Raw genomic sequence first — 15,391 nt, forward strand, 5'->3', positions numbered from 1 at the left:
CGATTGTGGCATCACCGGGGCTGCATTCCGTGAACGAAAGGCTCACGGCGGTACAGCCTCGTGAAGGCCGTCATTCGGGGGCTTTGAGCCAATCCAGGCGGGTGCTGGCGCCGGGTTCGCCCAGGTGCTGGCGCAGCGCCGGCAGGGCCGGGCCGACCACCCGGTCGAACTGCCAGGGCGGGTTGAGCAGCAGCATGCCGCTGCCATTGAGGCGCAGCGGCGAGTCGTCCGGGCGCACCAGGAACTCGATCGTCATCGCCGATTTCACCGGCAGGGCAGTGGCCTTGCGCAGGAAATGCAGGATTGTGCGGCGCTGCTTGATCGGGAACCAGACGGCACAGGTGGCCTGCGGCCAGCGTGCCAGGGTCTCGGCCAGCGCGGCCAGGACGGCCTGGTATTCGGCGTCCTGGGCCTCGTAGGGCGGGTCGATCAGCACCAGGCCACGGCCGATCTTGCTGCCGTTGAACTTCGGCGGCAGCAGCGAACGCAGCAGCGCGTAGCCATCGCCCGGGCGCACATCGACCCGGCTGTCATGGGCGAACAGGGCCTTCAGCGTGGCCGTTTCGGCTTCCTGCAGCTCACAGACCGCCATGTGGTCCTGCGCGCGCATCGCCTGCGCGCTCAGCAGCGGCGAGCCCGGGTAGTTGGTCATCGCGCCGACCGGGTTGTCGGCCTGCACGGCCTTCAGGTAGCGCTCGACCACCTCCGGCAGCTTGGGCTGGGCCATCAGCCGCATGATCCCGGATTCGGCCTCCAGGGTCTTGCGGCTCTCTTCGCTGGCCAGCAGGTAGCGGCCAGCACCGCCGTGGGTATCGAGCACGAAGAACGGGCTGTCCTTGCGCTTGAAGCTGTCGATCAGGGCCAGCTGCACGATGTGTTTGAGCACGTCGGCGTGGTTGCCGGCATGGAAGGCGTGGCGATAGTTCATGGGCGGCAGTGTACGGGGCGGCGGCCGCAGCGGCTATGCTGCGCGCCATGACAGCTCCCGTTGCCCATGTCCTGGTGGTCGAGGACGAAGCCGCCATCGCCGAAACCGTGCTCTATGCGCTGCGCAGCGATGGCTATGCCGCCAGCCACTGCCTGCTGGGCGGCGAGGCCCTGCAGCGGCTGCAGGCCGGGGATATCGACGTGGTGGTGCTGGACGTGGGCCTGCCGGACCTGGGCGGTTTCGAGGTCTGCCGGCGGCTGCGTGCACAGCCCGGGCCGGCGGCGCAGCTGCCGGTGATCTTCCTGACCGCCCGCAACGATGAAGTGGACCGCGTACTCGGCCTGGAACTGGGCGCCGACGATTACATGACCAAACCTTTCTCGCCGCGCGAGCTGGTGGCGCGGGTGCGTGCGCGCCTGCGCCGTGCGGCACCGGCCGTCGCAGCGCCCCGCGCGGACGCGGGCTGGCAGGAACATGGTGCGTTCGCCATCGACCGCGAAGGCCGGCGCATCCGCTTCCGTGGCCAGGCACTGGACCTGACTCGTTACGAGTACGCGTTGCTGGAGGCATTGCTGCAGCGGCCGGGGGCGATTCTCAGCCGTGCCCAGCTGATGGATCGGGGCTGGGACAGCAGTGCCGACAGTGCCGACCGCACCGTCGATACCCATGTAAAGACGCTGCGTGCCAAGCTGCGTGCGGCCGGTGCCAGCGATGACCCGATCCGCACCCACCGTGGCCTCGGCTACGCGCTGGAGGTCTAGCTGATGCGCCTGGTACTGAAGCTGTTCCTCGGCTTCTTCCTGATCACCGGCATCGCCGCGTTCTTCGTGATGCGCGTGTTCGTCAACGAGGTGAAGCCGGGGGTGCGCCAGGCGATGGAATCGACCCTGGTCGATGCGGCCAACGTGCTGGCCGAGATGGCCGCCGCCGACGTCAAGGACGGCACCATCCGCAGCGGCAGCTTCACCCGCAACCTGGCCAAGGCGCGGCAGCGCGACCTGAAGGCGATGGTCTGGCGTTTTCCCAAGCGCTCGCTGGATTACCGGGTGACCATCACCGATGCCAATGGCATCGTCATCTACGACTCGCTGGGCCGCGACCTGGGGCGTGACAATTCGCGCTGGAACGATGTCTACCGCACCCTGCGTGGCGAGTACGGCGCCCGCTCCAGCCCGGAAGTGCCAGGCGAAGAAGGCGATACGGTGATGCATGTGGCGGCGCCGGTGTACGACCCGGCCGATGGGCGCACCCTGATCGGCGTGCTCAGCCTGGCCCAGCCCAACCGCAGCATCGATCCGTTCATAGCCGCCAGCCAGCGCGCCATCATCGAGCGCGGCGCCTGGTTGATCGGGCTGTCGGCGCTGGTCGGCGTGCTGGTGACGATGTGGCTCACCACCGGCCTCGGCCAGCTCAGCCGCTATGCACGCGCGGTCAGCGCCGGCGAACCGGTGCCACCGCCACGGCGCCGCCGCGATGAGATCGGTGACCTCGGCCAGGCACTGGAAACCATGCGCCGCAAGCTGGAAGGCAAGGCCTACGTCGAACAGTACGTGCAGTCGCTGACGCATGAGATGAAAAGCCCGCTGGCAGCGATCCGCGGTGCTGCCGAGCTGCTGCAGGAGCCGCTGCCCGAGGCGGATCGCGTGCATTTCGCGCGCAGCATCGTCGACCAGCAGGAGCGGCTGACCGAGACCATCGACAAGCTGCTGGCGCTGGCCGAAGTGGAACAGCACGGCTGGCTGCAGACCCGCGATCCGATCGCGCTGCCAACGTTGCTGGCCGATGCGGCAGCGGCGGCGCAGGTGCGTGCGCAGGCGGCCGGCGTACAGGTCCGCATCGGCAGCGTGCCCGACCTGCGCGTGCAGGGAGATGCCTATCTGCTGCGGCAGGCGTTGCACAACCTGATCGACAACGCGATTGCTTTCTCACCGCCCGGCGCGGACATCGCGCTGCAGGCCGAGGTGGACGGGCAGGGCGTGCGCCTGCAGGTAGCGGATCGCGGTGCCGGCATTCCCGACTACGCGCGCGAACGGGTGTTCGAACGCTTCTATTCGCTGGCCCGCCCCGGCAGCGGCCGGCGCAGTTCCGGCCTGGGCCTGCCGTTCGTGCAGGAGGTCGCGCGCCTGCATGATGGTCGCGCCAGCCTCGACGCCCGCGACGGCGGCGGCACCGTGGCCAGCCTGTGGCTGCCGTTGGCCGTGCCGGGCCAGCGTCCGCGCCGCTGACTTCACACTCGCTTCAAATTCGCCACAAACCCTGCTCACCACAGCGGTCCATCCTGCAGCCCTCTCCAACGAGGATGGACCATGAAATCCCTGAAGATGCTGCTGCGGTTCGCCATTGTCGGCGGGCTGATCCTGTTGCTGCTGGTGCCGCTGATGATGATCCGCGGGGTCATCACCGAGCGCAGCCAGTACCGCGACGAGGCCTTTGCCCGGGTGGCCGACAGCCGTGCCGGCACGCAGCAGCTGGTGGGCCCGGTACGGGTGGTGCCGTGGGTGGAACGCAAGGAAGTTGAACTGGTCGACCCGCTGGGCGTCAAGAAGACCGAGGTGCAGGTCACCGAGGGCCACTGGCTGCAGATGCCGGCGTCGCTGGAGGTGGGCGGCGAGATGCTGCCGAGCCAGCGCGAAGTCGGCTTGTTCAAGGTGCCGGTATACAGCTGGAACGGGCAGATGAAGGCGACCTTCGCCGCAGACGACTATCCGGTGAAGTCCGGCCGCAGTTACGGCCAGCCGTATGTGGCGGTGGGTGTGTCCGATGTGCGTGGCCTGGTCGGTACGCCGAACCTGCGCGTGGATGGCAAGCAGCTGCGCTTGCTGCCGGGCGTTGGTGCGGCCAGCGAGGTGGGGCGAGGCCTGCATGCGCCGGTGGCCGGTTTCGCTGCGGAACAGGGCGGCACGCTGGCTGCCAGCACCGTTGAACTGGAGCTGCGCCTGGACGGCAGCCGCATGCTGTCGGTGGTGCCAGTAGGCGATGACACCCGCATCGCACTGCGTTCGAGCTGGCCGCACCCGTCGTTCAGCGGCGCCTTCCTGCCCAATGAGCGCCGCGTCGATGCACAGGGCTTCGATGCACGCTGGGCCGTGTCCTCGCTGGCCTCCGACGCACAGCGCCAGCTGCGCAGCGAGGGGCCGATCGATTCGCAGGCGGTGACGGTGTCGCTGGTCGATCCGGTCGATACCTATACCCAGGCCGACCGTGCCTCGAAGTATGGCGTGTTGTTCGTGGTGCTGACCTTCGTCGGCTTCATCCTGTTCGAACTGATCAAGTCGCTGCGCATCCATCCGCTGCAGTACCTGATGGTTGGTCTCGCACTGGCGATCTTCTTTTTGCTGCTGATCAGCCTGTCCGAGCACATCGCGTTCTGGAAGGCCTACCTGGTCTCGGCCGTGGCCTGTATCGGTCTGCAGGCGGTGTACCTGGCCAACGTGCTGGGCCATTGGAAACGCGGCCTCGGTTTCGCTGCGCTGCTGACCGTGCTGTACGGCGCGCTGTATGGCCTGCTTGTGTCGGAGAACAACGCGCTGCTGATGGGTTCGCTGCTGCTGTTCGTGATCCTGGCGCTGGCGATGTGGGTGACCCGACGGGTGGACTGGTACGCGCTGGGCGCGGAACTGAAGTAAGGAGCATGCCATGAGCTGGCGCCAGGGATTGCGGCAACGGGCACGGCAGGGCATTCCGGCCCTGCTGGAAGTGGATGCACTGCTGCAGGCACATGGCGTGCTGGCGGCCCTGCCGGGGGCACGGATCGCCCCCGGCCTGGTCCGCTTCCAGCTGGCTGCGGTGACCTGCGAGGGATTGCAGGGCAAGGGGCTGGACTGGTTGCAGGGCGCGCGGCAGGGACGCGGTGCGCTGGCCGGGAAGGTGCCGCGCTACCGGCCATGGAAAGCCGGCGCGGAGGCACTGGGCGAAATCGGTATCGGTGGCCTGCCCGATGACTGGCCGGCACATGCGGCGGTGTACGGCTGCAGCAGCATCGACCGGCGGCACTGGTTGCTGCTGCTGCCGGAGCGGGCGCAGCTGTGGCTGGGCTGGAATGGGTGATTCGGCTGTTCATCCACGCATGGCGTGGATCTACGGGTGGGAATCCCAGCCCTTTGATGGGGGCGAATCCACCCGTCACCCGTGGGTGCGAACCTTGGTTCGCACGCCTCCGCGCCGCCCATGACCGATGGGACGGTATCGGCGCGCCCCTGCTGGCTAGACTCGATGGGTTGATGATTGAGCCGAAAGGCAGGGGTGCGATGTGTTGAAGTGGGGTGTGCTGGCCGTAGCGCTGGCGATGGGTGGCAATGCAGCGGCGCAGCAGCGCGAAACGGTGGACCTGGACATGGTCAGCCGCATCCGCCAGGAGGCCTTCCATCGTTCGCAGGTGATGGATACCTTCAGTTATCTCACCGAACGCATCGGCCCGCGCCTGACCAACTCGCCGGCGATGGGCCGCGCCAATGCGTGGACGCGTGGCAAGTTCAACGAATGGAAGCTGGACAACGTCCACGACGAAGCCTTCGATGACTTCGGTCGTGGCTGGGAGTTCACCTCGGCCAGCGTGGAAATGCTGGGTGACCGTGTGCAGCCGCTGCACGCATTGCCGAAGGCGTGGACGCCTGGCACCCAGGGCCCGGTTGAAGGCGAACTGGTGCAGGTCGAGATCAAGAAGCCCGAAGACATCGAGAAGTACCGCGGCAAGCTGCGCGGCAAGATCCTGCTGCTCGGCGAGGCGCGCGAGTACAAGCGCGGCACCGAGGCGGATTCGCATCGGCACGACGCCACCTCGCTGGAAGGCCTGCAGGAGTTCACCCTGCCGAAGGACAAGGACGCCACCGCCGAGCGTGCCAAGCGGGTCAAGGAGTACCAGGAACGCCAGCAGCTGGCGGCCAAGGTCAATGCGTTCTTCGTCGAAGAGGGCGCGTTGGCGTCGATCAGCATCAGCAGCTGGGACAACGGCATCATCCGGGTTGCCGGTGGTGGTTCGCGCAAGGCCGGTGAGTCGGTGGGCATCCCCGAGCTGGCGATGATCAGCGAACACTTCAATCCGCTGGTGCGCGCGCTGGAGGCCAAGCAGAGCGTGCGCCTGCGCGTGGATGTGGCCGCGCGCTTCACCGATGAAGCCGACCAGCCGGGCTACAACACGCTGGCCGAGATCCGCGGCAGCAGCAAGCCCGATGAAGTGGTGATGATCGGTGCGCACCTGGATTCCTGGCACAGCGGTACCGGTGCGGCCGACAATGCCGCCGGCGTGGCGGTGATGATGGAGGCGATGCGCATCCTCAAGGCCACCGGCGCCAGGCCCAAACGCACCATCCGCGTGGCGCTGTGGAGCGGCGAGGAGCAGGGCCTGATCGGCTCGCAGGCCTATGTGGCCAAGCACTTCGGCCGGTTCCCGGAGCCCACCGACGCGGCGCAGAAGGCGCTGCCGGCGTCGCTGCGCGAACCGACCGGCGCGCTGCAGAAGACCCGCGATTACAGCAAGTTCCAGGTCTACTTCAACATGGACAACGGCTCGGGCCGCTTCCGTGGCATCTACGCTCAGGAAAACCTGGCGGCGATGCCGATCTTCGAGGCCTGGCTGGCGCCGTTCCATGACGTCGGCGCCACCACCGTGGCCACCCGCAACACCGGCAGCACCGACCACATCAGCTTCGACCGCATCGGCCTGCCGGGCTTCCAGTTCATCCAGGACCGGCTGGACTACTTCACCAATGTCCACCACAGCCACCTGGACACCTGGGACCACGCCGAACCGGAAGACCTGAAGCAGGCCGCGGCCATCGTCGCCTCGTTCGCCTACAACGCCGCGATGCGCGAGCAGCCCTTCCCGCGCAAGGTAGAACCGTAAAAAGGGGACGGAGGGAATTAAGTCGTATCTCCCCTCCGTTTCCCGTTGCAGGCCCAGCGGCTGGGCAATCGCGACTTAATCCCCTCCGTCCCCTTTTTCCGTAGGGGGCGGTGGGCTGGTAAAATCGGGGGATTCCCGTTCCTCGAGCCGTCCATGACCTGCCGCACCCGCTTCGCCCCCAGTCCCACCGGCTACCTGCACATCGGTGGTGCCCGCACCGCGCTGTACTGCTGGCTGGAGGCCCGCCACCGTGGCGGTGAGTTCGTGCTGCGCATCGAGGACACCGACCGTGAACGCAGCACCCAGGGCGCGATCGACGCCATCCTGGAGGCAATGGAATGGCTGGGCCTGGACTACGACGAAGGCCCGATCTACCAGACCGACCGCGTCGCCCGTTACCAGGAAGTGGCCGAGCAGCTGATTGCCGACGGCAAGGCCTACTACGCCTACGAAACCCGCGAAGAGCTGGACGCGATGCGCGAGGCCGCCATGGCCAGGCAGGAAAAGCCGCGTTACAACGGCGCTGCGCGCGAACTGGGCCTGCCGTACAAGGACGACCCGAACCGCGTCATCCGCTTCAAGAACCCGCTGGAAGGCACGGTGGTGTTCGACGACCTGATCAAGGGCCGCATCGAGATCGCCAACAGCGAGCTGGATGACATGGTCATCTTCCGCCCGGACGGCTACCCCACCTACAACTTCGCGGTGGTGGTCGACGACTGGGACATGGGCATCACCGAGGTCATCCGCGGCGACGACCACATCAACAACACCCCGCGCCAGATCAACCTGTACGAAGGAATCGGCGCTCCGGTGCCGAAGTTCGGCCACATGCCGATGATCCTGGACGAGCAGGGCGCCAAGCTGTCCAAGCGCACCGGTGCGGCCGATGTGATGCAGTACAAGGACGCCGGCTACCTGCCCGACGCGCTGCTGAGCTACCTGGCCCGCCTCGGCTGGTCGCACGGCGACCAGGAGCTGTTCAGCCGCCAGGAGCTGATCGACCTGTTCGACGTGAAGGACTGCAACTCCAAGGCCTCGCGCCTGGACATGGCCAAGCTGGGCTGGGTCAACCAGCACTTCCTGAAGACCGAGGACGTGGCCGCGATCGTGCCGCACCTGGTCTACCAGCTGCAGAAGCTGGGCCTGGACGTGGCCGCCGGCCCCGCCCCGGAGGACGTGGTGGTCGCCCTGCGTGAACGCGTGCAGACCCTGAAGGAAATGGCCGAGAAGGCGGTGGTCTGGTACCAGCCGCTGACCGAGTACGACGAAGCAGCGGTGGCCAAGTACTTCAAGGCCGGTGCCGAAGTGGCGCTGGGCAAGGCCCGCGAGCTGCTGGCCGCCCTGCCGGAATGGACGGCCGAGTCGGTGGGCGTCGCCCTGCACGACGCGGCCGCCGCGCTGGACATCGGCATGGGCAAGGTGGCCCAGCCGCTGCGCGTGGCCATCACCGGCACCCAGGTCAGTCCTGACATTTCCCATACCGTTTACCTGGCCGGCCGCGAGCAGGCCTTGAAACGCATTGATGTGGCCATCACCAAGGTAGCAACGGCCTGAGGCATCCTTGCCAGGCCCGAACCGGAGAACACGCATGCCCGCCAAGACCGCCACTGCCTGTACCGCCCCGCACCACCACGTCCACGACGCATCGGATTTCGTGGCGGTGGTCGAGCGTGTCTCGCGCGAACGCGGGCTGCGCCTGACCCCGATCCGCGCCAATGTGCTGAAGCTGATCGCCGAGGCCGGCAAACCGGTCAAGGCCTACGAGCTGCTGGAATGGGTTCGCAACGGCAAGGGCGTGGGCGCTGATGCCCCGCCCACCGTGTACCGCGCGCTGGACTTCCTGATGGCCAATGGCTTCGTGCACAAGCTGGAGTCGGTCAATGCCTTCGTGGCCTGCCACCATCCCAGCAGCGCCGCGCATTCGGTGCCGTTCCTGATCTGCAACAGCTGCCACAGCGCGGTGGAACTGGAAGATCGCGAGATCGTCACCCAGCTGGAGAAGCGCGCCAAGGAACTCGGCTTCCAGCCGCAGGCGCAGACCCTGGAAGTACACGGCCTCTGCGCGCGCTGCGCCGGGTAACGGAACGGTAGTGCCGGCTGCTAGCCGGCATGAGGAGCGGGGTCAGATCCCTTTGCCATTGGCAACGGGATCTGACCCCGTTTCATCACAAGGCTAGTCCATCGGCTTGCTCGCGGTATCCACCCGCACGATCACCGACATGCCGGGCCGCAGCTGCGCGGCCAGCTTCTGGCCTTCATTGATCGATATCCGCACCGGTAGCCGCTGCACCACCTTGGTGAAGTTGCCGCTGGCATTGTCCGGGCGCAGCACGCTGAATTCCGACCCGGTGGCTGGGGCGATCTCCTGCACGCGGCCCCGCAGCACCTGCCCCTGGAACGCGTCCACCGAGAACGTGGCCGGCTGGCCGATCGCCATGCCCCAGGTCTGGCCTTCCTTGTAGTTGGCTACCACCCACAGCGAGTCAGGTACCAGGAACAGCAGCTGCGAACCGGCGGCGACGTACTGGCCCACGCGCACGCTGGCTTCGCTGATCTGGCCGTCGCGCGGCGCATGAATCACCGTGTTGGCCAGGTCGATGCGTGCCAGTTCCAGCTGTGCCTGTGCGCTCTCCACCTGGGCTTCCAGGCTCTTGCGTGCCACCTGGGTCGACACCAGCGTTTCCTCGGCGATGCGGATCTGCGCCTGCGACTGCTGCACGCTGGCCTGTGCCGAGGCCTGGGTAGTGCGGAACTTGTCGCGGTCGTTGACCGATACCAACTGCTGCGCGGCCAGCTCCTCGTAGCGCTTGGTCTCGTTGCGCGAGCGCTGCAGCTCGGCCTGGCCGGCCGACAGCGTGGCGCGCGCCGAGGCGATCTGCGCACGGTTCTGCGCCTGCGACTGGTCGGAGTTGGCCAGGGCCGCGCGTGCGCTGTCCAGCGTCGCCTGCGCTTGGGCGACACGCTGGGCATAGATGCGGTCATCGATGCGTAGCAGCGGCTCGCCCTGCTTCACATGCTGGAAGTCCTTCACCAGCACTTCGGTCACGTAGCCGTTCACCTGCGGCGCCATCACCGTGATCTGGCCGCGCACATAGGCGTTGTCGGTCACCATCACGCTGCTGGTGAACGGCCACAGGTGCCAGGCGCGCAGGATCAGCGCGATACCCAGCAGGGCGACCACCACCATCACTACCACGCTGCGCGCGCTGGGCTTGAGGTACTTCGGCGCGACCGCCGGTTCAACGGGCGTGGGCGCGGGCGCCGCGTCGGTTGGCGGCGGTGGGGTCACGTTGTCGGTGTCGTCGGGGCGGGGCGGAACGGGAGGCATGCGGGTGGACTCAACGGGACGCGGCCGGCGCGGCCGCAGTGGGGAGGGCGGGATGGCGCTTGCGCCATTGCTTGAGCACGGCGGTGCGCAGTGACAGCAGCAGCAGCCAGCACAGGAAGCCGATCGCCAGCCAACCGCTCAGCGTGAACACATCATTGAAGCCGCGCACGTTGGCTTCGCGGCGCGCGGTCTGCGCCAGCTGCGCGCTGCCTTGCGCGCTGCGCAGCACCGGGTCGGTGATCTGTGCACTGTAGAGCTGCTGCTGGATACGCAGGCGTTGTGCCACCACCGGGTCGGCCGGGTCGAGCTGGCTGGTCAATGCACTGGAGTACAACTGCTCGCGATGCAGCTGGAAGGTGCCCAGCACCGCCGAGCCGGCCAGGCCGCCCAGCGTCTGCGTGATCGACAGCGTCACCAGGAAGGTGATCATGTGATCCACGCCCTGCTTCAGCGCGGCGGAAATGCCGAGCATGATCAAGGGGCCCATGAACATGCCGGCGCCGACAGACGCCAGGAACTGGCTGACATAGAAGTCGTGCGGCCGGTCCATGCTTGTGCGGTGCTGGTCGAAGAAGGCGGCAGCGCCGAGCAGCAGGATTGCCATCAGCAGCTGGGCGATCAACCGCTTCGGGCCGAAGGTCAGCGAGGCACCGGCGATGCCGGTGACCACGCCCGCGAGGATCACCACGAACAACGGCCGCATCTGGTCAGGCCCCATGCCCAGTGTGCGCATCAGGTTGACCACGCCATAGGACTGCTCGGTGGTGAGGAAGCGGATCAGGAACGCGCCGACGATGAAGTGCAGCACCGGCAGCTTCGACAGCCAGCGGATCTGAAGCAGCGGATTGCGCCGGTAGTGCTCGATGATGAAGGCGGTGGTGGACAGCACGATCGAGGCGACCAGTGCCCAGCCCAGCCACGGTGTATTGAGCCACCAGCGCGTATAGCCCTGCGCCAGCACGATCACCAGCAGCGCGACCGCCGGCGCAAGCAGTGCAAAGGTTAGGAAATCCAATGGCTCGAAGGCCTTCACCTGGATGCCCGGCGGCAGCTTCAGCACCACCACCGCCGCGAACGCGCACAGGGCCAGGCCGGCTTCGAATGAGTACAGCTGGTGCCACTGGCCGGTATCGACCAGGCCCGGGGACACGATCCAGGCAATCGGCACCGCCAGCTGCGACAGGCCGACACCGATCACCAGCAGGTTGCCGGTGAACCGCCGTGGCAGCGCCTGCAGCATGTACAGCGTGCCCAGCGTTGAACAGGCCGCGCCAGCAAAGCCGCTGGCAGCACGGGTCAGCATCGTGGTCTCGAAGCTGCCGACGAACAGGTGCAGCACCGCCAGCGCCGCGTACAGGCCCAGGCCGATCTCGGCGAACAGGCGGATGCCATACTGCTGGCGGAACTTGAAGGCCAGCAGGTTGGCGGTGACATTCACCATCGCATACGCCGCCACCAGCCAGCTGCCCTGGGTCGGGGTCAGTGCCAGCTGGCCCTGCAGGAACGGCAGGTTGGCGGTGACCAGCGCATTGCCGAGGCCGCCGGTGATCGCTACCAGCAGCGACACCAGAGCATAGGCCACGCGTCGATAGGGCGGATGCCAGGGCATCGATGCCGAACCGGGCATGGTCGGCTTTTCGTGCTCCTCCCAATCCGGAACCGGCTTCAGATACGGCTGGACCATCAGCGGGCCTCGCTGGTTGCTCCCTGGAGACCGCCGCGCAGCAGCTGCAGGGCGCGCCCGGCCAGGTAGGCGCGCTCGTCGCGGGTCTTGCCGCGCAGGGCGGCGCCCAGCATGCCCGAGATCAGTGAAATATCCGTCTTCTCCAGGTCGGCCCGGCACAGGCCGGCGGCCTTGGCACGGGCGATCGGCGCTTCCAGCAGGTCGCGCACGGTTTCGCGTGCGGTGCGCATGGCCGGCACGTCCGAATCGACTGCACGCCAGTAATCGGCCAGCGCCGGCGAATCGATGATGCGCTGGGCCATGCCCTCGAACACTTCGAACAGGGCATCGTCGCGGTCGCCGAGCTGTTCAACCTGGCGCCGGATGCGGTCGACCGTGCGTTGCAACAGCGCCTGGATCAGCGCGGTGCGGTCGGGGAAGTTGCGGTACAGGGTGGCACGGCCCACCTGGGCGCGTTCGACCACCAGGTCCAGCGGAGCGGTAACGCCGTGTTGGCCGAAGACATGATCGGCGGCGTCGAGGATGAGGGCACGGCGGGCAGCAGCATCGGCACGTTGAGCGGTCATGGAATTATTTTCGGACAAAAGTGTCCGATTGACGAGACTTTGAGTGACGGGATTGTCCGGTTGTTGTCGTACGCACATCTTTGTGACGGATGCGTGATGGGGTCGGCCAAAACGACAACGGGGGCCCGAAGGCCCCCGTGGATGGTGCGGGAGGGGATCCCTTTCCTTCGGAAAGGAATCCGACCCCTCATGACTCGATCAGAAGAACGCGCGGATGCCGAATGCGACACCGCGTCCCGGCAGCGGTGAGTAGTCGCGCAGCAGCGAGGTATGCGGGCGCACTTCGCGGTTGGTCAGGTTGCTGCCATCCAGGAAAACTTCGTAGCTGTTGCTCGTGTTGCGGTCCCAGCGGTAGGCCAGGTGCGCGTCGACCAGGGTGTAGCCGTTGCTCGGCTCCTCGTTCTGGGCGACGTCCTTCTGGCGGCTGTAACGCACCGCACCGACCGAGGCGCGCCAGCCGTCCTTCGACCAGCGCAGGTCGGCGCCGACGCGGGCCGGAGCGATGCGCGGCAGGTAGCCGGTATTGGCCAGCTCCACGCTGTAGTTGTGGTTGTGGTCGCCATGCGGCACGGCGATGTCCAGGTCGCGGCTGCCGCTGCCATCCAGCTTGGCCTTCACGTAGTCGCCGAACAGGCGCAGGTCCCAATCACCGGCGCCACCCTCGAACAGGTGTACCAGCGCTTCGGCTTCGGCGCCGCGGAACACGGCGTCCTGCTGGGTCCACGCACGAACCGGCAGGCCCTCGGTGACGCCGGTGTCGGCCAGGTAGATGAAGTCCTTGAACTTGGTCTGGTAGACCGACGCGGAGAAGTCCAGGCGATCACTGTGGGTGTGGATGCCAAGCTCGATGCGCTGGCCGCGCTCGGTCTTCAGGTTGGCGTCGCCGATTTCCAGCGAGCGGGTGGCGATGTGCGCGCCAGCGGCGTAAAGCTCTTCGTTGGTCGGTGCACGCTCGGAGCTGTCCACGCCGATGCGCAGGTCAACGGCATCGTTGAGCTTCCAGATGCCGGCGGCAGACAGGTTGGTGGCGCCGAAGGTGCGGCGGCGGTAGTCACCGGTCGGGTCCAGCTTGACCTGGTCGTGGCGGCCGCCCAGTTCCAGCTTGAACGGGCCGAACTGCTTTTCCTGCAGCACGAACAGGCCGATGTTCTTCGTGCCGGTATCCGGTACGAACGCCTCTTCGCCCTTGGCACCGAAATCACTGTTGCCGAACTGCAGGCCGAAGGCGCCGTCCCAGCCGCCGATCTGCTGCTGCACGGCTTCCAGGCGCGCTTCGATGCCACGGTTGGTGAAGCGGGTGGACGGCGTGCCGGCCTCCAGCTCCACGTGCTCGTAGTCGGTGTAGGCCACACGTGCGTTGATGTTCTTCAGGAACGAGACCGGGTTGTAGATACCGGCCTTGGTCTCGAAGCGGTTCTGCACCATGTCGATGCGCACGTCATGCTCGTCGCCGCCTTCCTCTTCATCACCATGGTCGTGGCCGTGGTCATGGCCATGATCATCACCATCGGCGTGCACGTGCGCGCCATTGGGAATGCCGTAGTTGGTGCGGTAGGTGCTGGCCGACACACCGAAGTAGCCGCCGTCGCCCAGCCACGTTGCGCCGACGCCGCCGGCGCGGGTGCGGATCGAACTGTTGTCCAGGCGGCCGCGGCGCGGCTCTTCGCCTTCCTCGCCCGCGTGGTCATGGTCGTGATCGTCGTGGTGGTCTTCAAGACTGTCGATCACCGCGTAGCCGGGAATGCGGTAGTCGTCGCCATTGCGCACCAGGCCATCCACGTGCAGCACGACATTGCCGCTGACGCCGTCGAGGCGGAACATGCCGCTGCGTTCGTTGTTCACCGAATTGCCACGCAGCTCGGCGCGGCCGCTGAGCGGGCGCGCCGGCAGTTCGCGCGCGATGCGGCCATCGACCACATTGACCGCACCACCGATGGCGCCGCTGCCGAACAGCAGCGTAGCCGGTCCCTTCAGCACTTCGATCTGGTCGGCCAGGAACGGCTCGATGCTGGTGGCATGGTCTGCGCTGACCGTGGAAGCGTCCATGTTGCCCATGCCGTTGGACAGCACGGCCACGCGCGGGCCTTCCTGGCCGCGGATGATCGGGCGGCCGACGCCGGGGCCGAAGTAGGTGCTCTGCACGCCGGGCAGCTTGGCCACGGTGTCGCCGAGGGTGCCGGCCTTCTGCTCGTCCAGGCGCTCACCGGCCAGCACGTCCACCGGGCGCGCCAGGGATTCGGCATCGCCCTGCAGCGGCGACGCGGTGACCTGCACCGACGACAGCTCGGTCAGGTGGCGGTCACGGTGGGAGGTGTCCTGGCCGGCTGCAAAGGCGACGGACGGCAGCAGGGCGGCGAGGGCCAAGGCCAGGGAATGCGGCTTGAGCCGAGGGGAGTGGGCGGGCATGGGCAGGTCCTTTGTTACAATGTATCAATCGCAGGGCGCACGAATCCCGTCGATGGGACAGGGGGAGGGAAACCGTGCGGGTCGGAGAGGGATGTTATATTATTCCATAACGATTCGCCGACCCTGCTGGAAGTCATGTCCCTGTCCTCACGCCTGCGCCACCTGCTCGACCGTTTCGGTGCCACTGGTTCGATGCTGTGCGCCGTGCACTGCGCGGTGATCCCCGTGCTACTGGCGGCGGCACCGTCGCTGGGCCTGTCGTTCTGGCTGAGCGATGGCGTGGAACAGGCGCTGGTGGTGTTCGTGACCCTGCTCGGGCTGTTCAGCCTGGTCTGGGGCTATCGCCGCCACGGTGCGCTGCGCGCGCTCGGCTTCCTGATCCCCGGCCTGGTCGCGCTGTGGGCCGGCGTGCTGTACGACCCGCTGCACCACAATGCGGTGCCACATGCGGTGGTGATGACCATCGGCGGCCTGCTGGTGGGCGTTGCCCACCTGGTCAACCTGCGCCTCAACCACGGCCACGTGCACGACGCAAGCTGCGCGCACTAGGCACGCCGTGATAGGATTTCCGATCGTGCGCGGGGGCGCCCAGCAAGGCGGCCCCGCCGAACCCGTGTCAGTACGGGGTAACCAG

The 15,391-nt window shown here is 67.0% G+C and carries 13 protein-coding genes; 8 read left to right on the top strand and 5 right to left on the bottom strand.

Annotated elements, in window-relative coordinates; all coding sequences use genetic code 11:
* Positions 1 to 70: 70 nt before the first annotated feature.
* Entirely contained in the window at positions 71 to 928 is an 858-nt protein-coding gene (gene rlmJ / locus CCR98_RS06410; protein WP_087921947.1) for a 23S rRNA (adenine(2030)-N(6))-methyltransferase RlmJ, read from the bottom strand.
* Between the two features lie 35 nt (positions 929 to 963).
* On the opposite strand from rlmJ, the gene creB reads away from it, so the two are divergent.
* The 7 genes from creB (at position 964) to CCR98_RS06445 (ending at position 8,853) form a co-directional block, all read left to right on the top strand.
* Positions 964 to 1,689, top strand: a complete 726-nt coding sequence (gene creB / locus CCR98_RS06415; RefSeq protein ID WP_087921948.1) for a two-component system response regulator CreB — start codon at positions 964 to 966, stop codon at positions 1,687 to 1,689.
* 3 nt (positions 1,690 to 1,692) lie between these two features.
* Complete coding sequence (gene creC / locus CCR98_RS06420; protein ID WP_087921949.1) at positions 1,693 to 3,153, top strand: two-component system sensor histidine kinase CreC; 1,461 nt, start codon at positions 1,693 to 1,695, stop codon at positions 3,151 to 3,153.
* An 81-nt stretch (positions 3,154 to 3,234) separates the two neighbouring features.
* Complete coding sequence (creD, locus tag CCR98_RS06425) at positions 3,235 to 4,554, top strand: cell envelope integrity protein CreD (RefSeq protein ID WP_087921950.1); 1,320 nt, start codon at positions 3,235 to 3,237, stop codon at positions 4,552 to 4,554.
* 10 nt (positions 4,555 to 4,564) lie between these two features.
* Entirely contained in the window at positions 4,565 to 4,975 is a 411-nt protein-coding gene (locus CCR98_RS06430; RefSeq protein WP_087921951.1) for a hypothetical protein, read from the top strand.
* A gap of 202 nt (positions 4,976 to 5,177) precedes the next feature.
* Positions 5,178 to 6,770 (top strand): M20/M25/M40 family metallo-hydrolase, encoded by a 1,593-nt coding sequence (locus CCR98_RS06435; RefSeq protein WP_087921952.1) that lies wholly within the window; start codon positions 5,178 to 5,180, stop codon positions 6,768 to 6,770.
* Positions 6,771 to 6,923: 153 nt separating this feature from the next.
* Entirely contained in the window at positions 6,924 to 8,327 is a 1,404-nt protein-coding gene (gltX, locus tag CCR98_RS06440; RefSeq protein WP_087921953.1) for a glutamate--tRNA ligase, read from the top strand.
* 34 nt (positions 8,328 to 8,361) lie between these two features.
* Positions 8,362 to 8,853 carry a Fur family transcriptional regulator gene (locus tag CCR98_RS06445; protein ID WP_004150412.1) on the top strand — a complete coding sequence of 164 codons (492 nt, stop codon included), beginning with the start codon at positions 8,362 to 8,364 and terminating at the stop codon, positions 8,851 to 8,853.
* A 93-nt stretch (positions 8,854 to 8,946) separates the two neighbouring features.
* Here the strand turns inward: CCR98_RS06445 and CCR98_RS06450 are convergent, their stop codons facing one another.
* From CCR98_RS06450 to CCR98_RS06465, 4 genes are all read right to left on the bottom strand, one after another.
* Complete coding sequence (locus CCR98_RS06450; protein WP_087921954.1) at positions 8,947 to 10,101, bottom strand: HlyD family secretion protein; 1,155 nt, start codon at positions 10,099 to 10,101, stop codon at positions 8,947 to 8,949.
* Between the two features lie 10 nt (positions 10,102 to 10,111).
* Positions 10,112 to 11,785, bottom strand: coding sequence for an MFS transporter (locus CCR98_RS06455; RefSeq protein WP_087921955.1), 1,674 nt, complete (start codon positions 11,783 to 11,785; stop codon positions 10,112 to 10,114).
* Positions 11,785 to 12,351, bottom strand: a complete 567-nt coding sequence (locus CCR98_RS06460; protein ID WP_087921956.1) for a TetR/AcrR family transcriptional regulator — start codon at positions 12,349 to 12,351, stop codon at positions 11,785 to 11,787. The genes CCR98_RS06455 and CCR98_RS06460 overlap by 1 nt, the downstream gene beginning before the upstream one ends.
* 198 nt (positions 12,352 to 12,549) lie before the next feature.
* The gene (locus CCR98_RS06465; RefSeq protein ID WP_087921957.1) at positions 12,550 to 14,757 is read right to left on the bottom strand and encodes a TonB-dependent receptor; all 2,208 of its coding nucleotides are present in this window, start codon (positions 14,755 to 14,757) and stop codon (positions 12,550 to 12,552) included.
* A 135-nt stretch (positions 14,758 to 14,892) separates the two neighbouring features.
* On the opposite strand from CCR98_RS06465, the gene CCR98_RS06470 reads away from it, so the two are divergent.
* On the top strand, positions 14,893 to 15,306 hold the full coding sequence (locus tag CCR98_RS06470; RefSeq protein WP_008264835.1) for a MerC domain-containing protein: 414 nt from the start codon (positions 14,893 to 14,895) through the stop codon (positions 15,304 to 15,306).
* Positions 15,307 to 15,391 lie beyond the last annotated feature (85 nt).

Source organism: Stenotrophomonas sp. WZN-1, assembly GCF_002192255.1.
Taxonomy (GTDB): domain Bacteria; phylum Pseudomonadota; class Gammaproteobacteria; order Xanthomonadales; family Xanthomonadaceae; genus Stenotrophomonas.